The sequence below is a fragment of the Clostridium sp. AF34-13 genome, assembly GCF_003477845.1.
GTDB classification, from domain to species: Bacteria; Bacillota; Clostridia; order Lachnospirales; family Lachnospiraceae; genus Butyribacter; species Butyribacter intestini.
This window is the reverse complement of sequence record NZ_QUEB01000004.1, coordinates 105,583-130,174: the sequence shown is the minus strand read 5'-3', so window position 1 is coordinate 130,174 and position 24,592 is coordinate 105,583. Positions and strand designations below refer to the sequence as shown.

Sequence of the window (24,592 nt, the reverse complement as noted above, 5' to 3'; positions counted from 1 at the left end):
TTTTTATATCCGAATACATACTTCCTATTTGATATATGGATTATCTTTTTTCTACAATATCACCCTGTTTTTTATAGATACTTCCTTTTGGAACATATCCTCTTACACTTGACAGAGGGTAGATATTTGTATTACTTCCTATTATAGTACCCGGATTTAATACGCTGTTGCAGCCTACCTCAACATAATTTCCAAGAATGGCTCCCATCTTTTTAAGCCCTGTTTCTATCTTGTCACCCTCATATTTAATGACAACATTTGTCTTGTCTGATTTTACATTTGATGTAATTGAACCTGCACCCATATGTGATTTGTAGCCAAGGATTGAGTCGCCCACATAGTTGTAATGCGGCACCTGCACATTATTGAAAAGGATAACATTTTTTAGTTCTGTAGAATTACCTACGACACATTTTTCTCCTACTATCGCATTACCTCTGATAAAGGCACCCGGTCTTACTTCCGTATCTTTTCCGATGATACAGGGTCCGTTTATGGTTGCGGTAGGTGCTATAGCTGCCGACTTTGCTATCCATACATTGTCACCTTTTTTGTCATAATCATCAGGTGAGAGTGACTCACCAAGCCCCGTTATAAAGTCTTTTATCTTTGGAAGAACCTCCCACGGAAAATCAATATCCGTAAAAATATCTGCGGCTATTGTTTCATCGAAGTTAAATAAGTTTTTGTTTTTTAAATTTTCGTACATATGATTTCCCTCATTTCCATAATTTATTTGTAAATTAGCAATTTACTCTATATATTTTATTGCATTATATGATTATTGCACAAAAAAGTATTTTGTTCAAAATCATGCCACGGATTGCTGTCTGCTTTTATTTCTTATATCATTCATTATGCCTGTTTATTCTTTGTTTTTGAATTATCAGTACCGGACTTTGCGGTGGTTTTCTTAGCAGTTTTCTTTGAAGTCTTATAATTTGCAGCCGCCTTATCAAAGTAAGGTTTGAAAAGATTTTGATAATTTTTGCTCTTTACATTCTGCACATGATTTGTGATAAAGCTGTTTAGTTTCATCATATACTCTTCTTCTGTTATCTTGCCGTCTGCAACCATTGTAAGACCGAGTTCCCAGCTTGCCGTAAGTTCCGGGTTTAAAAGTGCATGGATTGATGCAAACACAACATCATATATCATCTCACCAAGAAGCGTCGGTGTTATAATCTGCGTCTTTTTATTTAAAGAAAGATATTTGATATTAACAAGTTTGCTGAGTATCTCAGCTCTTGTTGCACTCGTACCGATACCACTTCCTTTTATCTGTGCCCGGAGGTCCTCATCTTCGATAAGCTGCCCCGCATTTTCCATAGCAAGTATCATTGAACCTGAATTGTATCTTTTTGGAGGTGAAGTCTCACCTTCTTTAATCTCAGCCGAAAATAAATCTATCTCCATGCCTTTTTTTAACTGTTTTATCTTCTCAATGGCATTTTTGTCAAGTTTATTGTCATTGTCTGCCGCATCATCTGCACTGCCTTCTGTGGTCTGTGCCTGCTTATCCGTAAGTTTCTGTTTTGCAAAAGAAGCACTTGCAATAGCAAGATACCCCTCTTTTGTCATTATTTTAAAACTTGCAAAAAATGACTCTTTAAGTCTTTCGGCAGTAATATTTATCTTGAGATATTCTGCCGACGGATAAAAAATACAAAGAAATCGTCTGACAATTACTTCATATACCCTTGCTGCTGTCTGGGTTACGCTGTTTAATGCATTAAATCCCTGACCTGTAGGTATGATGGCATAATGGTCAGTTATCTGTTTGTCATTGACATATTTTGTCTTTTCAATCCCTTTATAACTCTGTGCTTCAAGTATTCCCGAAGCTATGTCCCTTACGAGTGCATAGTTTCTAAGACCGCTGATATTTTTGTGTATTTCTTTTGCAACTGCGGTTGATAACACTCTTGCATCAGTTCTCGGATATGTAACAAGCTTCTTTTCATAAAGTTCCTGAACTATCTTTAATGTTTCATCGGGACTTATCTTAAAAAGTTTTGAACAGGTATTTTGCAATTCGGCAAGATTGAAAAGCAGAGGAGGATTTTTCTTCTCTTTTTTCTTTTCGGCTTTACATATAACTGCTTTTACCGCAGGAGTCTCTATCTTTAATTCATCTATCAGCTTTTGTGCATCTTCTTTTTTATTAAAGCCGTTTTCTTTATATAAAAGATGCGATTCAAAATACTGTGAACCTTTTACGGCACGCCATTCACCGTCAAATTTTTGCCCCTCATATCCAAAATTTCCGATAACACGGTAAAAAGGAGTCTTTACAAAATCCCTTATCTCACGCTCTCTCTTGACTACCATACCGAGAACACATGTCATAACCCTGCCGACAGATACTGCAGACCATCTACCATTGTTTAGATAGTCCATTATCGTTCTGCCATATTTGAGTGAGAGAACTCTTGAAAAGTTGATACCCATAAGATAATCGCTTTTTGCCCTCAGATATGCTGCTGAAGAAAGATTATCATATTCTGATAAAAGTTTTGCTTCTTTTATACCTCGTTTAATCTCCTCCTCTGTCTGTGAGTCTATCCACACACGCCTTTTTTCTTTGTCGGGTGACACTTTTGCCATATCATCGACAAGACGATATATATATTCTCCTTCTCTTCCTGAGTCGGTACAGACATATATGCAGGATACATCGTCCCTGTTTAAAAGACCTTTTACTATATTAAACTGTTTTGAAACACCGGGAATGACCTCATATAAAAAATGTTCCGGAATAAACGGAAGTGTCTGAAAACTCCATTTTTTAAGTGCCGCATCGTAGACCTCAGGATAACTCATCGTAACAAGATGACCTACGCACCAGGTTACGACACTGTTATCTGACTCAAGATAGCCTTTAGAAGCGTTTCCGTTTACATTGAGCACTTTGGCAAATTCCTTTGCAACACTCGGTTTCTCGGCTATAAAAAGATTTTTACCCATTACTAATTATCCTTAATTTTATTTTAGACATTATGACAAATGCGTTACAATAAACACCTGTGGTGCAACATATAATGCAAAATCATTTATTTGTCACAATTCTTTCTGTCATTTAAAAAAGCCGTATAACTTTTGTGGCTGAATATCGCTGCTACTATGGCAACTCCGGCAAGACATACATACTTAACGATTTTTGTTACATTTATTTCTACATTTACTCGTGTTCCTTTTTCCATGATAAACCTCCATTTCTGTGCAGACCTTGCAAGTCAAAATTGGTACTATATATGGGTGCACATAACAATATAAATTTTTAAAGCAGTTTATTTTTAAATTTTATAATCTCCTCTGCTGACAGTCATTTCATAGCCGACAGATTCAATCCTGTTTCTTAAGCATCCGGCACACTGAGCCGACTCCTCTCCTGTACATATCTTATTGTCATATAGCTGGTACTTTTTACGCACTGAAACAGGCGAAAGATTTGGCATGACTACATTTGCCCCGGCTTTAAGACCAAGTTCCCTTCCGTTTGGTGCTATCGTTCCGAGTGCTGTTGTCGATGGCAAAAGCACATTCGGAAACATAAGCCTTAGTATTCCAAGAAGAAATAATGTCTGTTCGAGCGTACCGTTTTCCATATCTGCAAAAGGAGTGTCCTGCTGTGATATATAAGGACCAATTCCTATCATATGTGGCTTAAGTTCCTTTAAAAATAACAGGTCATTTACAAGATACTCTGTCGTCTGATAAGGCGAACCAACCATAAATCCCGCACCAACCTGATAACCTATCTCTTTTAAGTCAAAAAGACATTTTTTTCTATTTTCAAGTGAAAGTTCGTCAGGATGAAGTTTTCTATAGTGTTCATCCGTAGCTGTTTCATGTCTTAAAAGGTATCTGTCTGCACCTGCATCATACCAGTATTTATAGGTGTCGTAGTCCCTCTCTCCTACCGATAAAGTCACTGCACAATCACTATGCCGCTTTTTTATATTTCTTACTATATCAGCGATTTTTTCAGCAGTAAAGAACATATCTTCACCGCCCTGAAGAACAAAAGTTCTAAATCCTAGCCTGTAACCCTCATCGGCACATTCGAGTATCTCATCCCCGCTAAGTCTGTACCTTGATGCGTTCGTGTTGCTTTTTCTGATACCGCAATAATAGCAGTCATTGCGACAATAGTTGCTGAATTCTATAAGTCCTCTTATATAAACATCTTTTCCATATATGTTTTCTCTTACTTTTCTGGCAAGACCGAAAAGATATTCGGAATCTTCCTCATCATGCTCTGAAAGCATTTTATAAAATTCATCAGCAGATAATATACTGTTTTTGTGTAATTTATCTATCAATTCTTTTTGAAGCATATTACTCCCCATTTCTGCACACATTTTTGTGTATAGTGCGAAATATAATATATTTCACATATAAGATTTATGTCAAGTATGTGCAGCTAAAAATCTAATAACCAAGTTCTTCGCCTACAAGTATAACTTTTATTCTGCCCGAAATAGCAGATCTTCTTGTTATTACTGTCTGACAGCAGATGCAATCATCAGACTGGCAGTCTGCACATCTTCCGATTTTTGAACATGGTGTATTTTTTGAAAGTCGTACTGCATTTGGCGGTGCGGCAATATTTCTTACTCTTGATATTGCCTCCTCAACATTTTTTACAACTTTGTTCATTCCTACGATAAGAATAACATTTTCAGGTCCGTGGCAAAGACAGGCAACCCTGTTTCCTGTTCCGTCAATATTTACAAGTTCCCCATCCATTGTTACGGCATTTGAACTCATAAAATAATAATCAGATGTCACTATTTTTCCAAAAAGTTCTCTTTTTTCTTCCGGTGTCTTAGCATCTGCCCTGTCGTATATTATATAATCATCAGATTCTTTAAGGTCATCTATAAGACCAATCTCCGAGAGAGTCATCGAACCGCCCCATGATATAGTGCTGTCCGGAGTCAGAAAACGCTTTGCTTTTGCATTTGCCTCCTCTCTGTCTATGCAATAGTATCCCTCAATTCCTCTTGTATTAAACTTATTTATTATCGTCTCAGCCAGATTTTGATAATTTTCCTGTTTTGGAGTAAGTTCTATTTCTAAATCATCCATGTCGTTGTCCTCCTTACAATCAGTGTGGCTGTCCACACCCATAAAGTGTGAACAGCCACATAAAAAAAACTCCGTGAGAATGTGCATTTCGCGGAAAAGAAATAAATGCTACACATTCCACTCAAGCGCGAAAGAGTCGCAAGCGACTCTTTGTTCTAAAATTTTTTTATTCGTAAAGAGGATATTTGTCTGTAAGGCTCTTTACGATAGCTGTTGCTTTTTCAGTATTTGCTTCATGATCATCAATGATAAGTGCAATAGCTTCTGCGACTTTATCCATATCATCAGTATTAAAACCTCTTGTTGACACGGCAGCAGTTCCAAGACGGATACCACTTGTTACAAAAGGTGACTGAGGATCGTCCGGAATAGTGTTTTTATTGCAAGTGATATGAGCTGCGTCAAGCCATTTCTCAACTTCTTTTCCGGTAAGTCCCTTGTCTGCAAGGTCAACTAACATAAGATGATTGTCTGTACCGCCTGATACAATTTTGATGCCACGCTTGATAAGTCCGTTTGCAAGTGCCTGTGCATTGTCAATGATGTTCTTTCCATACTCTTTAAATGCCGGGTCAAGGGCTTCTTTAAAACATACAGCCTTTGCAGCGATAACATGCATGAGCGGACCACCCTGTATTCCAGGGAATAATGCCTTGTTAAGCTTATGCTCTTCAGCAAATTCCTTACTTGAAAGAATCATACCTCCACGAGGTCCACGGAGTGTCTTATGTGTTGTAGTTGTAGTAACATGAGCATAAGGGATAGGGCTTTCGTGGTAACCTGCTGCAACAAGACCAGCGATATGTGCCATATCTACCATGAGATATGCACCTACTTCGTCTGCGATTTCCCTAAATCTCTTAAAGTCAATCTTTCTTGCATATGCACTTGCACCTGCAACGATAAGTTTTGGTTTGCACTCTTTTGCAATACGCTCAACTTCATCATAATCTATATATCCGTCACTGTTTACACCATAAGGTACACAGTTAAAATATTTTCCTGAAAAGTTTACCGGGCTTCCATGTGTAAGATGTCCGCCGTGGTCAAGGTTCATTCCCATAAATGTATCACCCGGCTGCATAAGTGCAAAGAATACAGTCATATTTGCCTGTGCACCTGAATGTGGCTGAACATTTGCATAAGTACATCCAAAGAGCTTCATTGCTCTGTCTCTTGCAAGGTCTTCGACTACATCTACATGCTCACATCCACCATAATATCTTTTTCCAGGGTAACCCTCAGCATACTTATTTGTAAGTGTGCTTCCCATAGCTGCCATAACAGCTTTGCTTACAAGGTTTTCTGATGCAATAAGCTCAATGTTGTCTCTCTGTCTCTGTGTCTCGTCCGCCATAGCTTTTGCCAGGTCCGGATCATAATTCTGAACTTCACTAAATGAATACACTCAAATGTCCTCCTTGTGTTATATTAATATTTATCTCAGCATGAATATACAACAGGTGTTATATTTTAATGCAGTAAATATCTGTATTTTTTGATTATTATTTATTTTTCAGCTATATAAAAATTTATTATTTATGTCTATGCTTCGTCTATCGCTTTTCCAATGTCGTGTCGCATATATTTATTTTCAAAGTCAACCCACTCTGTAGCCCTATAAGCATTTGCTCTGGCTTCTTTTAAGTTTGCACCTTTTGCTGTTATTCCAATGACACGACCGCCGTTTGTGACGATGCCTTCATCTGTTTTCTTTGTACCTGCATGGAATGCATAGTAACCCTCTTTGTCTTTTCCTTCAAAATTTTCAAGACCTTTGATAAGCTTTCCTTTTTCATAATGCTCAGGATAACCGTCAGATGCAAGAACAACGCATACTGCCGCATTGTCCTCAAAGGAAAGTTCGATTTCGTTAAGCCTTCCATCTATGCAGGCGTCTATGACATCAATAATATCATTTTCCATACGAGGAAGCACAACCTGTGCCTCAGGGTCACCAAATCTTGCATTGTACTCAAGAACCTTCGGACCGTCCTCAGTGAGCATAAGTCCTACAAATAAAATACCTGTAAAATCTCTACCCTCTGCTTTCATTGCATCCATTGTCGGCTGATAGATATGTTTTTCACAGAATTCTTTTACATCGGCAGTATAAAAAGGACTTGGTGAGAATGTACCCATTCCACCGGTATTTAATCCCTTATCCCCGTCTTTAGCACGCTTATGATCCTGTGCACTTGTCATAGGTTTGATATGAGTACCGTCACAGAAACAAAGAACAGATGCTTCACGACCTGTCATAAAGTCTTCTATTACAATAGTGTCACCTGCTTCACCAAACTGTTTGTCGAGCATGAGTGTTGTGACCCCAGCTTCTGCTTCTTCAAGCGTCTGACATATAAGCACACCTTTTCCGAGTGCAAGACCGTCAGCTTTTAAAACAATAGGAAAACTTGCATTTTCAAGATATAAAAGAGCTTCCTCAGGCGAGTTAAATGTCTCATAATGACAAGTTGGAATATTGTATTTTTTCATAAGATCTTTTGAAAAACTCTTAGAGCCCTCAATGATAGCAGCGTTTTTGCGTGGTCCGAATACACGGAGACCTCTTTCTTCAAAAACATCAACGATACCGCCTACGAGTGGATCATCCATACCTATAATCGTAAGGTCTATCTCATTTTTCTCTGCAAAATCCGCAAGTTTGTCAAATTCCATTGCAGCAATATCAACACATTCAGCTATCTGCGAAATGCCACCGTTTCCCGGTGCACAATAAATCTTATCTACTTTTTTACTCTGCGATACACTCCATGCTATAGCGTGCTCGCGTCCACCGCTTCCTACTATAAGAACTTTCATCATCATCCTCCATTTCTACACAATGTACTCTTTGAAAAAGACATAAAAACTGTTTATTCTTCAATATGTGCAATGCCGTCAATAACTTTAACTTTTCCGGCACCTATCAGGTCAATGGCCTCAGGCAGGATATTCCATTCTGCTTCTTCCATAACACGCTTTTGCAAAATCTCAGGTGTATCATTTTCATGTACCTTAACGGCTTTTTGCAATATGATAGGACCGTGGTCTGCTTCTTCGTCAACAAAATGCACCGTTGCACCTGTAACTTTATTGCCTGTTGCAAGTACACTCTCATGTACCTTAAGCCCGTAATATCCCATACCACAATGTGACGGGATAAGTGACGGATGTATATTTATTATCCTGTTTCTGTATTCATGTATCATCTTTACAGGGACTATTACAAGATAGCCGGCAAGAACAACCAGATCAATATCGTGTTTTTTTAGGGTGTCAACCATTGTATTCGCAAAATCATCTCGATTTTCATAATCCTTAGGTCTGATGCAGACAGCATCTATACCTGCTTTTTTTGCACGCTCTAAAGCGTAAGCATCAGGTTTGTTGCTGATGACTACTGATATTTCTGTATTTTTGATAGTACCGTCATTTATCTTGTCAATAATAGCCTGGAGATTTGTTCCTCCACCTGAAACACATACGGCAATCTTTTGTTTCTGTCCGTTCATGTATGAAACCTCCTCATAAAGCATTAAGCGGATACGATATATCCGCTTTTTGCCTTTTGTCTGGTAATGTGATTAAAACAAATATTCGCAATCCGCTTAATACCTGCTTGATAGTGATTAAACTAATGTAACACCTTTTTCACCCTTAATAATCTCACCAACGATAAATGCTTTCTGACCTGACTTATTTACAAGTTCAACAGTCTTATCAGCGTCTGCCGCATCAACTGCAAGCATCATGCCGATACCCATATTGTATGTATTATACATCATTTCTTTTGCAATATCTCCGTCTTTTGCAAGCATATCAAAAATAGGTGGTATCTCGTAACTGTCAGCCTTTATCTGTGCACGAACACCATCGTGAAGCATACGAGGAATATTTTCATAAAATCCACCACCGGTGATATGGCTGCATCCTTTTATCGTAACGCCGCCCTCTTTTACAGAACGAAGTGCTTTTACATAAATGATAGTCGGTGTAAGTAAAGTTTCACCTAAAGTCTTTCCGCCAAGTGATTCATAACTTACTGCAAGATTTTCTTTCTTCATAGGGAATACTTTTCTTACAAGTGAATATCCATTGCTGTGAATACCTGAAGATGCGATACCTACAAGTACATCTCCCTCTTTGATTGACTTGCCCGTTATCATATTTTTACGGTCAACTACACCTACGGCAAAACCTGCAAGGTCATATTCATCTACCGGATAAAAACCAGGCATCTCTGCTGTTTCACCACCGATGAGTGCGGCATTTGACTGTCTGCATCCCTCAGCGACACCGCTTACTATAGACGCAATCTTTTCAGGTTCATTTTTTCCACATGCTATGTAGTCTAAGAAAAATAATGGTTCACCACCTGCACATGCAATGTCATTTACACACATTGCAACACAGTCGATACCAACTGAATCATGCTTATCCATCTCAAAAGCTACTTTTAACTTTGTACCAACGCCATCTGTTCCTGATACAAGTGTAGGCTGCTCCATGTTCTTGAAAGCCTCCATAGAAAATGCACCTGAAAAACCACCTATGTCTGTAAGCACTTCATCCCTCATCGTGCTTGCAATGTGTTTTTTCATGAGTTCAACAGCTTTGTAGCCTGCTTCGATGTCAACTCCAGCGTTTTTGTAATCCATTATTGCCTCCATTCTGCCTTGCGGCACATAAAATTTTCAAGTTCTTTTATCAGATATTTTGTAATATTATTAAATTTTTTTACAAAATTACTATAAACATTTTAAATTTTATCACAAATATTATCATTTGTCATTGAAAATTTATCGAAAAAGTTTAAAAACTTGTTTTTATATGTGAAAAAAGGTATAATCAAGACTGTCCTGTCATAAAAAACTTAAATGATTTAGAAATCATAATGCTTTTGTAAAACATAAAACTAAAATTTTTTAAGGACACCGGTTGAGGAAAAAACATCTTTTAATCTCAGCTTAAAATTACTAAAATGCACGGTAATAATATACGGCTGAATCACAAGAATAGACAGCAGGCGGTAATATCGGCAGAAATGAGGAATTGATGAATTTTAAAGATTATATAAAAACACACAATATTTTAGTAGACGGTTCTTTTGGAACATACTATGCAGAAAAATACCACACAAACGAAGCCCCTGAATATGCAAATATATATCATAAGGACAGAGTGACAAACATTCATTCTTCCTATCTGGATGCAGGAGCAAATCTTATAAGAACAAATACATTTGCGACAAATACTATGTCTATGCAGAAAGACTTTTCTTTTGTAGAAGATAATATCAAAGAAGCAGTTTCACTCGCCAAGATAGCAGTCAAACTTTCAGGAAAGAAAGATATATTTATAGCCGGTGATATAGGTCCTGTCTCGACGGTATCAGGTGTTTCCAATGAAAATCTTATAAATGAATATTTTAATATAGCAAAGACATTTGCGGATGAAGGGATTGAGATAATACAGTTTGAGACATTTATGAGTCTTGATGTCCTTGCGGATGTGATACCTAAGATAAAGAAAGAACTTGGTCTTTTTATAATGGTATCTTTCTCCGTAAATCAGCTTGGCTACAGTGCATCAGGACTTAGTGCAAAAAATCTTATAAATGACATATGTGCTGTCGATGGCGTTGATGCCGTCGGATTAAACTGCGGCATCGGACCTTATCATATGTATAATATACTTGAAAAAATCAAACTTCCCGAAGACAAAGTGCTTATCGCAATACCAAATGCAGGCTATCCTGTACTTACAAGAAACAGAATGGAATTTAACAGCCATCCTGAATATTTTGCAGAAAAGACAAAAGAACTGCTCTCACTCGGTGCAGATATAATAGGCGGCTGCTGTGGGACTTCTCCTGAGTTTATAAAGTCTCTTTATGACATTATGAGCATGGATATAAAGGCTGATAAAAAGATACAAAAAACAGATGCGGCTGATGAAAAAGTTTCAAAAAGATGCGGCTTTTTATATGATGAGAACGGCAGAAAGAAAGACAAAAAATTTATCGCCGTTGAACTTATACCACCTTTTAACACTGATGATGAGAAACTTCTTGAATCCGCACATTATCTTAAAAATGCGGGTGTCGATGTTCTTACATTTCCGGATTCTCCGTCAGGAAGAACAAGAGTCGATTCTGTCCTTATGGCAGCAAAAGTTTACAGGGAAACCGGTATCGATGTAATGCCTCATGTATGCTGTCGTGACAAAAATGCATTTGCCATGAGGGCAATGTTTATGGGTGCAAAGATAAATGACATTAAAAATTTCCTTATCATAACAGGCGATCCTGTACCTGCATCAGCGAGAGATCTTGTCAAATCCGTATTTAATTTCAGTTCGGTAGGTCTTATGAAGATTGCTCAGGAAATGAACAGGGAAGTATTTAATGAAAATCCATTAAACTATGGTGGTGCAATAAACCAGAACCTCATAAATCTCGAATCAATAATAAACACTACAAAGAGAAAAATGGACGCAGGTGCAAGCTTCTTCCTTACCCAGCCTGTATTTTCAAAAGAAGAAGCCGACAGACTCAGAAAAATCAAGGAGGAAACAGGTGCTTGTATATTTGCAGGTATAATGCCGCTTATAAGCCGCAGAAATGCTCTCTTTATGAAAAATGAGATTGCAGGTATAAATGTGACCGATGAGATAGTAAACCGCTATCCTGAAAACGGCTCAAAGGAGGACGGCGAAAAAGTTGCCGTGGAACTTGCAAAAGAGATAATATCCTATATTGATGATTTTGCGGATGGTTATTATTTCAGTTTTCCGTTCAACAGGGTTTATCTTCTAAATAGGATTTTGGGATAACCTTGCTTGAATAAAGTTTGACGAAAAAATAGAAGTACCTTTTTCTAACTCATGGACAACTTGCGTTTCGGAGAACATCGTAGCAGTACATAAAGGTGTCAAATACACACCTTAAGTACTGACGATGTTCTAATGTTCTTCGCTGAAAATACTATATCTGTTTTTTCTGTGTAATGATAGTTGTTAGTTTTAAATATTGCCTTTTAGATAAGTAAAAGCAATCCTATACAATAAATTTTTATATTTATCGTACATTATTTCAAATTCATGAGCACTCATTTTTGACTTCATATTATGCCTCCTTTCACTTTATATACAAGTGAAAATGAAAAAAAGTCAATTTTTTATTTTATTTTTTCAATCAGAGAATAAAGTGTTTTTACTACATCATAATATCTGCTTTCGTCCATATTAAATTTTCCATTATGTATAGGATAATTTGTTTCTTTTTCGATTTCTGCCGTAAATACGATGAATACTCCTTTTGCATAATTAAAGTAGTATGCTGCACTGTCCCCGGACAGAAAGTGTTTGTCTACCAGCCGGCAGTTTTTGTTCCAAATTTTACTGCCACATTCCAGTGTGGTGTCTACAAGATATTTGTCGTTTATTATAGGTGGTATCGGCTCTTTTGTTATATCCATTTCTACTTTTACATTATATTTTTCTTCAATCTGTGATGCAATGTCAAAGATAATATTGTATAATTTGTGATAATCTTCGGGTTTTGCCGCTCTGAGTGTTCCCTCCATATAAACATCTGATGCGATAACATTTTTTGCCGAACCGCCGTTTATCGTTCCTATCCCCGTTATAAATGGCAGGTCTGAGGTGTATGTGCTGTTTAGTTCGTTTAATTTTAATATAAATTCACTTGATGCCACAATCGCATCAGTGCCTTTATCCGAGTTACACCAGTGTGCAGATTTACCTTTTATTGCCACTTCCATTTTTCCGATAGCAGCAGATGCAGAGCCATATTGCACTTCCATTCCATATGGGGCATCATTTACAAAATGAAACATTATAAAGTAATCTACATCAGGTGATTTCATAACACCACCGTTAAGCATTATATCTGTTCCTTCTCCATTTTCCTCGGCAGGCTGAAATATAAATTTTATCGTATTTTTTAATTCGGATTTATTTTCGTTACATATTTTTGCAAGTACAAGTGCACACGCCATTATAGCGTCATGACCGCAAGCGTGTGATACTTCTTTATTCAGACTTTTATATTCAATATCATTTTCTTCTTTGACAGCTATCGCATCCATTTCAGCACGCACTGCTATGACTTTTGCACCTGGATTTCCAGAGTATATAACGGCAGTTATGCCACACTCCCCTATTCTTTTCGTTACAATTCCATTTTTATTTAAATATTTTTCTATATAGTCGGCAGTTGAATATTCTTTTAAGCTGAGTTCCGGGTGTGCATGAAAATATCGTCTGAGTTCCACTATTTCATTTTGATAATCCTTAAATTTTGTTGTTTTCATTCTAGTCCTCGTTTATATTTTAGCCTTATTGTTATCACTTTCAGTCTCATTAGTCTAACTCACATTCAGGTTATTGCTGCTGTAATTTAAAAATGCTAATTAAGAAAGAACCCTATAAGTATCAGATTTTTCCAACACCTATAGGGTTTTTTAAAATTATGATTAAAACAGACATTCGCAAATAACGAAGCATCTGACATTCAAAATATGAGATTAGTTGCCCATCTGAGCTGCAACTTCTGCTGCGAAGTCTTCTTCTTTCTTCTCAAGACCTTCACCAGTCTCAAAACGAACAAAGCTCTTAAGGTTGATGCTTACTCCCTCAGCCTTAGCAACGCTCTCTACATACTTCTTAACATTCTCTTTGTTCTCAGCCTTAACATATTCCTGCTCAAGAAGGCAAACCTCTTTAAGCTCTTTGTTAAGACGACCTGTAATCATCTTCTCGATGATTTCATCAGGCTTGTTAGCATTCTTAGGATCGTTCTTAGCCTGTGCAAGAAGGATTTCCTTCTCATGCTCTTTGTACTCAGCATCTACATCATCAGATGAAAGATACTTTGGATTTAATGCAGCAATCTGCATAGCTACATTCTTTAAGCACTCTTTAACTGCGTCAGTTGCATTGGCTGTGTCAGCTTCAACTAAAACACCAATCTTTCCGCCTGCATGGATATAAGAAACTACTGTTCCCTCTGTCTCAATCTTAGCGAAACGACGAATGTTCATGTTCTCACCGATAACAGCGATCATAGCTTTAAGCTTCTCATCTACTGTAACGCTTGTGTCAAGTGCCCAAGGCTCAGCAAGGAAAGCATCGATATCTGCTGCTGATGTTGTCTTAGCCTGAGCTGCAACTTCTGCAACATAATCCTGGAATTTCTCGTTCTTAGCAACGAAGTCTGTCTCAGAGTTTACTTCTACGATAGAAGCTGTCTTTCCATCTTCTGAAACATCAACTGCAACGATACCTTCTGCAGCGATACGACCAGACTTTTTAGCAGCCTTAGCAAGACCGTTCTCTCTAAGCCACTCTACTGCCTTGTCCATATCTCCGTCAGTCTGACCGAGTGCTTTCTTACAATCCATCATTCCGGCACCAGTCATTTCTCTTAACTCTTTAACCTGTTTAGCTGTAATTGCCATTTTAGAATCCTCCTATTTAAAATTTGATTATGCGTCAGCTTCCTCAGCTGCTTCTTCTGCCATAGACTCACCCTGGTTAGCTTCGATAACTGCGTCAGCCATCTTAGAAACGATAAGTTTAACGGCTCTGATAGCATCATCGTTACCTGGGATAACATAGTCAAGTTCTTCTGGATCACAGTTTGTATCTGCGATACCGATAAGAGGAATACCAAGTGTATGTGCTTCCTGAATACAGATTCTTTCTTTCTTTGGATCTACTACAAAGATAGCGTCAGGGAGCTTCTTCATATCTTTGATACCGCCGAGGTTCTTCTCAAGCTTATCCCACTCTTTTTTGATAAGGATAACTTCCTTCTTAGGAAGAACATCAAATGTACCATCTTCAGACATAGTCTCGATTTCTTTTAATCTCTTGATACGAGTCTGGATTGTCTTGAAGTTTGTAAGCATACCACCAAGCCATCTCTCGTTTACATAATACATTCCACAACGCTCAGCTTCTGTCTTGATAGAATCCTGTGCCTGTTTCTTTGTTCCTACGAAAAGGATAGAACCACCGTTTGCAACGATGTCTTTAACAGCATTGTAAGCTTCATCTACTTTACCTACAGATTTCTGTAAGTCGATGATATAAATACCATTACGCTCTGTGTAGATGTACTCAGCCATTTTAGGGTTCCATCTTCTTGTCTGATGTCCAAAGTGAACACCTGCTTCAAGTAACTGTTTCATTGAAATAACGCTCATAATTGTACCTCCATGGTTTTTCTTCTTCCATATGCTTCCAAACATAAGACCTTTGACATGGCGTTACTATGTCAAGGCACCGATACGAAATCCGCATATGTGATTGATAATAAATTAATAGGTATGTCATGCGACAATGCACACAACATACCTACTATATCATAATATTTTTTGGTTTGCAAGTAATATTTTTACAATCCTAAGATTTTCTCAACTGTTTTCTGCATATCCTTTGTCTCACATACTGTATCATGAAGTACAGGTGCCGTACGGATTTCTTCAACTGCATTTGGAATTTTAACTCCTGATGTTTTGCAAAGCCCATCGATAAGGGCAAAATCGTCCATTCCCTCATACTTTTTGTCGATGGCACTCATAACGCTTGTGCCAAACTTGTATGGGCTTGCTGTTGACGCGATGATTGTCTTTGTATCATCGTTTGTTTTTTCTTTGTATGTATGATATACGGAAGATGCTACTGCCGTATGAGTATCCATTACATAACCTGTCTCATCAAATACTCTCTTTATCTCTTTTGCAGTGTCCTCTTCACTTGCCCATCCGCCTGTGAAGTCAGCAAGTTTTGATTTCATTTCATCTGTGATAGTATATTTTCCTGTTGTCTTAAGAGCGTCCATCATGTCTGCTGTCTTCTTGGCATCATCCCCGGCAATTCTAAAGATAAGTCTTTCGAGGTTGCTTGAGATAAGAATATCCATAGATGGTGATGAAGTAAGGATAAACTCACGGTTTCTGTCGTAAACACCCGTCTCAAAGAAATCGTAAAGAACTTTGTTTTCATTTGAAGCACAGATAAGTTTTCCAACAGGAACACCCATATTCTTGGCATAGAATGCTGCAAGGATATTTCCAAAGTTTCCTGTAGGTACTACAAAGTTTACTTTCTCTCCTGCCTTTATATCTCCGTTTGCAAGAAGTCTTGTGTATGAATAAACATAGTAAACAACCTGTGGTACAAGACGGCCGATGTTGATAGAGTTTGCAGATGAGAACTGGTATCCGTGCTCGTCCATCACTTTTGCAAGCTCTTTGTTGTTAAACATTGCCTTAACACCGCTCTGTGCATCATCAAAGTTTCCTGTGATGCCGACAACTTTTGTGTTTGCACCTTTCTGTGTCACCATCTGGCGTTCCTGAATCTTGCTTACGCCGTTTTTAGGGTAAAATACGATAATACTTGTTCCCTCAACATCTGCAAATCCGGCAAGAGCAGCCTTTCCTGTATCTCCTGAAGTAGCAGTAAGTATAACAATCTCATTTTTGATATTGTTTTTCTTAGCTGATGTTGTGAGAAGGTGAGGCAGTATTGAAAGTGCCATATCTTTAAAGGCAATCGTTGCACCGTGGAATAACTCAAGATAGTATGCATCTGACTTCTTCACAAGCGGAGCAATCTCTTTTGTGTCAAACTTTGAATCATATGCTCTCTCGATGCAGGTCTTTAATTCATTTTCCGTAAAGTCAGTGAAAAACAGCTTCATAACTTCATATGCTGTCTCCTGATATGTCATCTTAGATATATCTTCTAAAGATACATCAAGTTTTGGAATACTAACAGGTACAAAAAGTCCGCCGTCATCCGCAAGACCTTTTAAGATAGCCTGTGATGCAGTAACCTTTGTGCCCTCGCTTCGAGTGCTCTGATACATAAGTTCCATTATTTCCTCCATTCCGCCGCACCATATATAGTACAGTCATTAAATAATTATCTTTTTGTCTTTTAATGATACATTATACAGTATGAAAGAAGTTATTGCAAGAATGTTTCTGACATATTCTAACTATATATCAAGATATTTTTATGTTACAATGTACTATCATCCTAATTTTCCCACCACTCCTTTATAAACATTGTTTTATCTATATAAAAACATTGATTTTCTATTATCTTGTCATATCTTTGCTTTCCAGTACATAAAGTTGTATTTACTTATAAAATTCATGACAGTGATACCTAAACAGTCTTGTAAGGCATCTGTCAAACCATGATACATTACCTTTGTCAGCAAGTGCCCGTTCCATAAAGTACAATGCACCTGCCGAATGGTCTACACCTGCTAAGGCATCTTTTACGGCACTTTTTGTATCATCAGATACATTTACTGTATAATATCTTCCGTCCATTATAGGCGAGAACTGGTATGTCCCACCTCTGTGTGCGAAAACTACATCTTTTATCGTTGATGGAAATGATTTATTTTTAACTCTGTTTAAAACAACATTTGCGACAAGCACTTTACCCTTATGATCCTCGCCGCCTGCTTCTGCTTCAACTATCCTCTCAAGAATTTTTCTGTCAGTTGCAGTTACGCTTACGCCACAGGCTTTTTTAATCTGTTTTACCCTGTATGCTTTCAGTCTTTCATCATGCAGCCGTTTCAGATTTGAAATCTTTTTAATATTTGCTCTGTTTTTTATGCCATATTCATTTTCTGACATTATCACAACATTGTTTTCTTTAATTGTTTTAGAAAGGCAGTCGCTTGAATTTAATAATCCCATAGTCATACTGCCAGCCATTATCATAATAAATATTTTGTTATTATACATATAAATTCTCCTTACATAACAATATATGAATACTTTTGTAAAATTATTCACATATTTGTAATAATTTATACACGCTATTTTATGTATTGCATTTAATTTTCAATACTTTTTATAATATTATACACTTGCAACAGCATTACAGATGCATTGCTTAATTTGATAAAGGTTTTATTTATGTTGTATTTTAAATTCTTAAATGTTAAAATCAATATAGTTAGTTTATTTTCCAAAGACAAATAATAAACAGGAGAAACATATTTATGAAAAATTTACCCGGAGTATTTAAGGCTCAAAAGAAAAATGGGGATGTTTATTACAGAAGTTCCATAACATTCCGCTCAAAACATATAAGTCTTGGAAGTTTTGATAATGAGGAGGACGCCAATGCAGCATATAATGATGCAACAGCTATAATTCAAAGTGAAAACACATATCTTCCGGATGATTTTTCTAAAACAATATGTCAAAAGCTTGATTTTAAAAAATGGGTATCTCTGATAAATTTTAAAAATAATGGAATATATATCAAAACACCGATATATATGCGTAATAAATTTTTCAACTACTACCTTTCAAAAAATGATGTGCTTACTTTTGATGTAGATGACCTTTTCTACTATTCTAACCATTCTATAATGAGACGAGGAACACATCTGTTTGTTGCTGAATACGGTATGCAGACAAATATCGCATCGAGGTACGGCATAAGAAATTTTGCAAGAAAAGATATTGATTTCAGATTTGTAAACGGAGATATAAATGATTTTAGATATGCGAATATTGAGATAATAAATCCATATCAGGGAGTTACCGTTGAAACCGCCAACGGTATAACTTCTTACATATCCAAAATTCATATAAACGGTTACAATCTTATAGGAAAGTATGACAAGATAGAGCACGCTGCCATCGCCTATAATAAGGCGGTTGATATGCTTGCGGATAATGACTGCACGACCAATTATGAAAAAAATTATATAAATGATTACTCAAATGAAGAATACATGGAAATATATAGAAAAATACATATTCCGTCAAAAATTTTTCAAAAATAATTATAAAATCAGCCACGATAGATAAATGCTGCCGTGGCTGATTTTTTGTGGTTTAATTTGTGGTAAACTTTTTTAATCCTGCTTTCTTTAATTTCTTAACAGTATCTTTTTTCAGTTTTTTAGAAGAAATAATGCTTACACGGCATTTCTTTTTGTTTCCTAATCTAAATGATTTATTGCAAAAGTTAATTTTTTTGCCAAAACTGTTATTTAATGTAATCGTTCTAATATTTTTACATCCTTCAAAAGCATTTTTTCCTACCGTAAATGTCTTAATTTTTTTGACGGCTGTAATATTTATTTTTTTCAGATAAGTGTTATTTTTAAAAGCTTTATCACCTATTTTACTGATACTGTAGGTAAGACCGTTATAAATTACCCCTTTGTTTATGGTTAAATTCGTAACTTTTTTACCTTTAGCTGTCGCTCCTGTCAGCGTACATTCTCCTCCACCTGTTATCTGGTATTTGAATTTGCCTACGGTAACATTTCTTTTATATGGTGTTGTTGCAAGTGTTATATATTTTTCGATATACAAATCACTTTTTCTTAAATTTGATTTATCATAGCCCTTTACACCAAATGTTTTAGCATCTTCAAGATAACAGTAAACATTCTGCTGTTTGCTGCCGCTGTCCATCCATGTAAGGTCAACACCGTAATATTTCTTACCCACTTTTACATAGTTCCATTCATGACCGCCCTCAGCATCTCCCCCTACATTTACACAGTCAATTCCAAAGTAATTGCACATCATTTTGAATGTATAAGCATATCCGACACAGACACATTCATGTTTTTCTGACTGGTTGATTACATATGCCGCATCACGGTATTTTGATGAATAGTTACCTTTTTTGTCTTTATCTTCTGTATATGCAAGATTAGCACATATTACTCTTGCGATATTATCGAGCGTATCTGCTGTTGTCTTACCTTTTTTTACTTTTTTGAGTAAGTTTTGGTATCTGTCTGAGTTTTCAACAGTATTAAAGTTTCTGATTACCTCACTTGCATTATAATCATATGAAGGGTGCATATAACAATATGTTCTTCCATTTGACCCGGCAGCCATATCTACACCGCAGCCTCTCATCCATGAAAGTTCCGGATGGTCTTCCGTAAAACAGGTATATACATTAAACAAACCTAAGCCGTCACCTGTATTGATGGAGAATTTAATGCCTTTATTGACATTTTTTCCATCATGGTAATAGTTCCACATTGCTTTATAAAGACCTCTGCCGGCAGCATCATCTATAGCCAGATAGTTCTCTCCTACCGCTTTTGTTTTAAACCATGCGATTTTTGCTTCAGGTTCTTCCAGTGCTACATTTTCATCAAGAAGCGTATATGAGTCTAAATCATTTGGGTCAACATCCCAATCCTCATTTACGGTTACATCTTTCTGATATGAAGTAGTCTTTTCATTCTTTTTATACTGAGCATAAAGCACTGTATCTGTTGCGAGCTTCACTTCATCTGTTTCTACGACAAACTCTTTATCTTTTGTAGCCCATCCTAAGAATGTGTACCCATCCTTTTCTACTACCGGAAGTGTACCATAATACTGTAAGTCTGTATCTATACTGTATTTTACACTCTTATAATATCTGTCATTTTCTTTTGCAAGTTCCTCATAACCACTCTTAAATGAACCGCCGTCAGCGTCAAAGAATACTTTATGAGTTCCACCTGTCCATATTGGTTCAAGTGTTATATCGTCAGGATAATCAACTTTGCTGCCCTCTTTTACTGTCACACCCTCATATCCTGCTGTTGTAATCTTCCACTCTGAACTTGCGTTGCAGCCTGATTTATAAACTTTAGGAAGTTTTATCGTTTCTCCGAATGTTTCTTTGATTGTGTTGTTTGTTTCATCAAAGAACTCATCATTGATATTGCTGTCTTTTGCAAGTGTACCGCCATCAAGTTTGAATGTATAACTGTAGACTGCACCGTTCCATTTTGCATAGAATTTCATGTCCTTACTTTCAGATTTTTTTGTCTGTGTATAAACATCACCTAAAAGCTCTGCATTGTCATACCATCCTTTGAAAACATATCCCGGCTTTGTTACATTGTATGGAAGTCCCTCTGAGTCACCTAAAAGGTGTCTGTAATTGACATTATCATCATTTATCGTACCGCCATTTGTCTCATATGAGATTGTTGAACTGTCCGTATTCCATGCAGCAGTAAGTTTCATATCCTTGTAAGTGCCTTTGCTTATCTTTGTGATAACTTCGTTGTCCTCAGTAACCCAGCCTTTAAAGGTATGTCCTTCCCATGTCGGAACATTGAGTTCTACATCTTCATTAACATTAAATGTCTGGCTTTCCTTATCAAATGTGCCGCCATTGCTTTTTGCACTGCCTAAGTTGTAATAAATAGTATATGTATTAAGTGTCCATCTCGCATAGAAAGTAACATCTTCTGACACCGTGGCATCAACTGTTTTGTATGTTGCTGTTGTAAAGTTTTCATCCATGTACCAGCCTTTAAAATCATAACCGCTTCGCTTAGGTGTAGGTAATGACTCTGAAACACCGTAATAATGAGTTGTTGCATAATCTTCATCCGGAAGTGTTCCGTTATTTAATTTGTAAGTAATCTTGAACACATCTTCATTCCAGATTGCCTTTACAGTAACATCACCTAAAAGACCTGCTGTTGTTGTTATATTCGTTCCGTTTAAATCCCAGCTTTTAAATGTGTGTCCAGTCCATACCGGAATAGGTAATACAACCGGACTGTCTACGGTATAAGTATCTGAATAAGCAGGCATTGTAGCATAAGTAGAACCAAGACCTAAATCATAAGTAATCTTATACTGAGCCGGAGACCATTTGGCATATAATGTCACATCAGATGCAAGGTTTTTAAGTCTGTCAGATGTATAAGCAGAACCGGTTAAATCTGCATTGTCATACCAACCTTTGAAAATATATCCCTGTCTTGTAGGATTTGCCAAAACTACATCATCAGCAAAAATCCTTTCTTTCGTAAGTGCTTCATTTTCCTCTGTTGCTGCATAGTTAATCTTATATGAATTTGCTACCCAGAGAGCCTTAAGTTTCTTATCTCCGACAGTACCTTTAACGATTGATTTAATCTCATTATTTGTATCAAGGTCAATCCATTTGCTGAAAGAATATCCCTCTTTTGTCGGTATAGGAAGTGTAATCGTGTCTGTATCAATGTTGTAAACTGATGTAAGAGCAGCATCTACATTTCCACCGTCTAAATCATAAGAAATCTTGTAATCATCTTTACTCCACTTAGCAACAAATGTAGCATCATGGTCTAAATCAGCCGGAATTTTTTCTGTATAAGTACCATCATTTAAATCTGTCAGAACCCATCCTAAGAACGAATATCCGGTTTTTTCAGGCACTAAAGGAAGTGCTTCAGATACACCATAAGCATGAACCATATCAATAGTTCCGTCTGTGTTCATTGGATAGTTGTCAATATATCCACCGTCAAGGTTGCATATAACATTGTACTGATTTGGTTTCCACTTTGCATAGAAAGTAACATCTTCTAAAGTACCATAATTGGTATTTTTACTTACACCATACTGTACTGTCTTATATTCTGTTCCCTTAACATCAAACCAACCAAGGAATTTATTACCTTTCTTTGTTGGGATGAAATCATTTGAAGTTAAGTCAATCTTATTTCCTGTAATATCAAAACCTGTCGGTGCAATATTCTCTTTTGTACCTGTTTCAAATGTGACTGTATATTTGTGCGGAGTCCACTGAGCAGTATATGTTGCATCTTCTGTCTGATACCTTGTGTAACTGTTCTGAATAGTATTTGTTGAAGCTAAAAGCCAGCCTGCAAAATCATAACCGTTCTTTACAGGAGTGTTGAATTTTATCTGAGCTGTTCCATATTTGTGAATTGTCGGATAAGTTTCATTATCTTTTGCCTTATGTCCACCGTTGAAATTAAATGAGATTTTGTAAGTTTTAGCAGACCATTTTGCCGCAAAAGTTCTATCTCCTGAAGAACCTTTCTCAATCTTTGTTACAACTTCATTTGTCTTGTCATTTTCATACTCATACCAGCCTTTAAAGTTATAACCGTATCTGTTAAAAGATGATGCACTCTCAACAGGGAGTGAAAATTCCTTGCCATATTCATAAGAAGTAGCAATGTACTCGTTGCTGTCATCATCGGAATAAGCATGAGTATCTTTGCTGAGTCCTGCTATTGTCATTTCATTTTTGCCATTACTGTTGACATTTACACAGTTGTAAAACTTAACTGAATAAATCTTACCCTGAAATCTTGAATATATGGTTGTAGTCTCATTCTTAACTGAAAAATCAGCAACATTCTTTGTGCTTAACTCACCTTTTTCGTTAAAAAGCTGTTTTGAACCGATATAAAATCCTTTAAAAGTATATTTACTGTTGTTGTCAGAAGATGTAGTGTATGCTTTATTAACTGTTGTCTTAATACCACTGTTACCTGCAATCATTTCATTAGTGAGATATACATAAGAAGAATATACACCGTCACCTGCAAGATTAGGAGTATTTGTAACCTTGCTGTCTGAATACAAATCACTGCCATCTGTAGAGAAAACAGCTTTAAAAGAAGTATCAGAAGCAGGGAAATCGCATCCGGAAGGGAAACTTCCCATTTCAGATTTGTACTGAGTAAAAGTTTTAAACTTATCTCCTGCGAAGTCCTTTGCAACAGAATTTTTATAAGAAACAATCTGTTTACCTGAAAAGCCACTTACTGTTCCATTGAAATTGGTATTAGGATTTAATACAAACAAATTTATATTTTTTGTTCCTTCGCCAAAAGCACAATTACCAACAAACAAACATGATTTTGGAAGAATTAAATTTCTTATTTTACCGCAACCATTAAAAGCATAGTTTCCGATTGTTTCCACACTGTTTAGTGAAAGATTACTAATACTGCTGCAACCGTTAAAAGCATAGTTTCCGATTGTTTCCACACTGTTTAGTGAAAGATTTTCAATACTTATGCAATTACTAAAAGCATAATCTCCTACTTTCACGACACCATTCATAGTCACTTTAGTAAGTGTAGTTATGTCAGTAGATGCACTTATATCACTTGTACCATTACTGAAAGCATTTTCTTTAACTTCAGTAACACTATCCGGTAAAGAAACAGCAAGCGTTTCTGCATTGTTATACACATTTTTCAGATTACCGCCATTAAAAGTATCATCACAGATAAAAGGCTTACCTTTTCCACCGCCGATGCTTGTAATCTTGCAGGAGTTACTTCCTATTATAATACTGTCCGGGATTTTAATCTCTGTAGGACAAACAATCTTAGAGGTGTTATTTTTCTGTTCAATCTTTGTTATACGAAAGTTTGTTGCTTCTTTTTCGATATTGATGCAATCAAAGGTAGCCGTATATGTATTTCCATTATTAGAAAATTCAAATGTGCCACCACTGGCTTTTCCAAAGTTCACGACCATAATAACACTAAGGATAAGAAGAGCCGTAAGTATAATCATTGATGCAATCTGTTTTTCGTTCTTAAAATTTGTTTTCATAATGAAATCTCCTCGTCATAAAATGTACTTAGATATTTGCGAAACTATCATAAATCTTGATTAAATTGTGCAGA

17 protein-coding genes are annotated in these 24,592 nt (G+C 36.6%); 2 read left to right on the top strand and 15 right to left on the bottom strand.

Features of this window, described 5'->3' with window-relative positions; genetic code table 11:
- Positions 1-40 precede the first annotated feature (40 nt).
- The 9 genes from DWZ63_RS04960 to purM all read right to left on the bottom strand — a co-directional run bounded on the left by DWZ63_RS04960 (position 41) and on the right by purM (position 9,755).
- Complete coding sequence (locus DWZ63_RS04960; protein WP_022014139.1) at positions 41-709, bottom strand: hypothetical protein; 669 nt, start codon at positions 707-709, stop codon at positions 41-43.
- 146 nt (positions 710-855) lie between these two features.
- Entirely contained in the window at positions 856-2,967 is a 2,112-nt protein-coding gene (locus DWZ63_RS04955; RefSeq protein WP_118498947.1) for a DNA topoisomerase, read from the bottom strand.
- A gap of 86 nt (positions 2,968-3,053) precedes the next feature.
- Positions 3,054-3,203: a hypothetical protein gene (locus DWZ63_RS15635; protein ID WP_156335797.1), complete on the bottom strand. Its 150-nt coding sequence runs from the start codon at positions 3,201-3,203 to the stop codon at positions 3,054-3,056.
- Positions 3,204-3,296: 93 nt separating this feature from the next.
- Positions 3,297-4,340 carry a [FeFe] hydrogenase H-cluster radical SAM maturase HydE gene (hydE, locus tag DWZ63_RS04950; protein ID WP_055941912.1) on the bottom strand — a complete coding sequence of 348 codons (1,044 nt, stop codon included), beginning with the start codon at positions 4,338-4,340 and terminating at the stop codon, positions 3,297-3,299.
- A 94-nt stretch (positions 4,341-4,434) separates the two neighbouring features.
- Positions 4,435-5,094, bottom strand: coding sequence for a lactate utilization protein (locus tag DWZ63_RS04945; protein ID WP_118498945.1), 660 nt, complete (start codon positions 5,092-5,094; stop codon positions 4,435-4,437).
- 166 nt (positions 5,095-5,260) lie between these two features.
- Entirely contained in the window at positions 5,261-6,502 is a 1,242-nt protein-coding gene (gene glyA / locus DWZ63_RS04940; RefSeq protein WP_022015050.1) for a serine hydroxymethyltransferase, read from the bottom strand.
- Positions 6,503-6,639: 137 nt separating this feature from the next.
- Entirely contained in the window at positions 6,640-7,917 is a 1,278-nt protein-coding gene (gene purD / locus DWZ63_RS04935; RefSeq protein ID WP_118498943.1) for a phosphoribosylamine--glycine ligase, read from the bottom strand.
- Positions 7,918-7,970: 53 nt separating this feature from the next.
- Entirely contained in the window at positions 7,971-8,609 is a 639-nt protein-coding gene (purN, locus tag DWZ63_RS04930; protein WP_055941903.1) for a phosphoribosylglycinamide formyltransferase, read from the bottom strand.
- A gap of 117 nt (positions 8,610-8,726) precedes the next feature.
- Positions 8,727-9,755 (bottom strand): phosphoribosylformylglycinamidine cyclo-ligase, encoded by a 1,029-nt coding sequence (gene purM, locus DWZ63_RS04925; protein WP_118498942.1) that lies wholly within the window; start codon positions 9,753-9,755, stop codon positions 8,727-8,729.
- 397 nt (positions 9,756-10,152) lie between these two features.
- Here purM and DWZ63_RS04920 point away from each other — a divergent pair, with 397 nt between their 5' ends.
- The gene (locus DWZ63_RS04920; RefSeq protein ID WP_118498940.1) at positions 10,153-11,931 is read left to right on the top strand and encodes a bifunctional homocysteine S-methyltransferase/methylenetetrahydrofolate reductase; all 1,779 of its coding nucleotides are present in this window, start codon (positions 10,153-10,155) and stop codon (positions 11,929-11,931) included.
- A gap of 344 nt (positions 11,932-12,275) precedes the next feature.
- On the opposite strand, the gene DWZ63_RS04915 is transcribed toward DWZ63_RS04920, so the two are convergent.
- The 5 genes from DWZ63_RS04915 to DWZ63_RS04895 form a co-directional block, all read right to left on the bottom strand.
- Complete coding sequence (locus DWZ63_RS04915; RefSeq protein WP_118498938.1) at positions 12,276-13,433, bottom strand: M20 family metallopeptidase; 1,158 nt, start codon at positions 13,431-13,433, stop codon at positions 12,276-12,278.
- 213 nt (positions 13,434-13,646) lie between these two features.
- Positions 13,647-14,579 carry a translation elongation factor Ts gene (gene tsf / locus DWZ63_RS04910; RefSeq protein WP_022015057.1) on the bottom strand — a complete coding sequence of 311 codons (933 nt, stop codon included), beginning with the start codon at positions 14,577-14,579 and terminating at the stop codon, positions 13,647-13,649.
- 27 nt (positions 14,580-14,606) lie between these two features.
- Positions 14,607-15,329, bottom strand: a complete 723-nt coding sequence (gene rpsB, locus DWZ63_RS04905) for a 30S ribosomal protein S2 (RefSeq protein WP_022015058.1) — start codon at positions 15,327-15,329, stop codon at positions 14,607-14,609.
- Positions 15,330-15,520: 191 nt separating this feature from the next.
- Positions 15,521-17,008: a threonine synthase gene (thrC, locus tag DWZ63_RS04900; protein WP_118498936.1), complete on the bottom strand. Its 1,488-nt coding sequence runs from the start codon at positions 17,006-17,008 to the stop codon at positions 15,521-15,523.
- Positions 17,009-17,276: 268 nt separating this feature from the next.
- A complete protein-coding gene (locus tag DWZ63_RS04895) occupies positions 17,277-17,900 on the bottom strand; it encodes a cell wall hydrolase (protein ID WP_022015060.1) in 624 nt (207 codons plus the stop codon).
- Positions 17,901-18,160: 260 nt separating this feature from the next.
- Between DWZ63_RS04895 and DWZ63_RS04890 the strand changes: the two genes are divergently transcribed.
- On the top strand, positions 18,161-18,955 hold the full coding sequence (locus DWZ63_RS04890) for a hypothetical protein (RefSeq protein WP_055941883.1): 795 nt from the start codon (positions 18,161-18,163) through the stop codon (positions 18,953-18,955).
- A 52-nt stretch (positions 18,956-19,007) separates the two neighbouring features.
- Here DWZ63_RS04890 and DWZ63_RS04885 read toward each other — a convergent pair whose 3' ends face one another.
- Entirely contained in the window at positions 19,008-24,518 is a 5,511-nt protein-coding gene (locus DWZ63_RS04885) for an InlB B-repeat-containing protein (protein ID WP_118498934.1), read from the bottom strand.
- Positions 24,519-24,592 lie beyond the last annotated feature (74 nt).

Coding starts and splice junctions, on each gene's coding strand:
- DWZ63_RS04960 (WP_022014139.1), bottom strand. CDS start 709: ATGTACGAAAATTTAAAAAACAAAAACTTATTTAACTTCGATGAAACA.
- DWZ63_RS04955 (WP_118498947.1), bottom strand. CDS start 2,967: ATGGGTAAAAATCTTTTTATAGCCGAGAAACCGAGTGTTGCAAAGGAA.
- DWZ63_RS15635 (WP_156335797.1), bottom strand. CDS start 3,203: ATGGAAAAAGGAACACGAGTAAATGTAGAAATAAATGTAACAAAAATC.
- hydE (WP_055941912.1), bottom strand. CDS start 4,340: ATGCTTCAAAAAGAATTGATAGATAAATTACACAAAAACAGTATATTA.
- DWZ63_RS04945 (WP_118498945.1), bottom strand. CDS start 5,094: ATGGATGATTTAGAAATAGAACTTACTCCAAAACAGGAAAATTATCAA.
- purD (WP_118498943.1), bottom strand. CDS start 7,917: ATGAAAGTTCTTATAGTAGGAAGCGGTGGACGCGAGCACGCTATAGCA.
- purN (WP_055941903.1), bottom strand. CDS start 8,609: ATGAACGGACAGAAACAAAAGATTGCCGTATGTGTTTCAGGTGGAGGA.
- purM (WP_118498942.1), bottom strand. CDS start 9,755: ATGGATTACAAAAACGCTGGAGTTGACATCGAAGCAGGCTACAAAGCT.
- DWZ63_RS04920 (WP_118498940.1), top strand. CDS start 10,153: ATGAATTTTAAAGATTATATAAAAACACACAATATTTTAGTAGACGGT.
- DWZ63_RS04915 (WP_118498938.1), bottom strand. CDS start 13,433: ATGAAAACAACAAAATTTAAGGATTATCAAAATGAAATAGTGGAACTC.
- tsf (WP_022015057.1), bottom strand. CDS start 14,579: ATGGCAATTACAGCTAAACAGGTTAAAGAGTTAAGAGAAATGACTGGT.
- rpsB (WP_022015058.1), bottom strand. CDS start 15,329: ATGAGCGTTATTTCAATGAAACAGTTACTTGAAGCAGGTGTTCACTTT.
- thrC (WP_118498936.1), bottom strand. CDS start 17,008: ATGGAACTTATGTATCAGAGCACTCGAAGCGAGGGCACAAAGGTTACT.
- DWZ63_RS04895 (WP_022015060.1), bottom strand. CDS start 17,900: ATGTATAATAACAAAATATTTATTATGATAATGGCTGGCAGTATGACT.
- DWZ63_RS04890 (WP_055941883.1), top strand. CDS start 18,161: ATGAAAAATTTACCCGGAGTATTTAAGGCTCAAAAGAAAAATGGGGAT.
- DWZ63_RS04885 (WP_118498934.1), bottom strand. CDS start 24,518: ATGAAAACAAATTTTAAGAACGAAAAACAGATTGCATCAATGATTATA.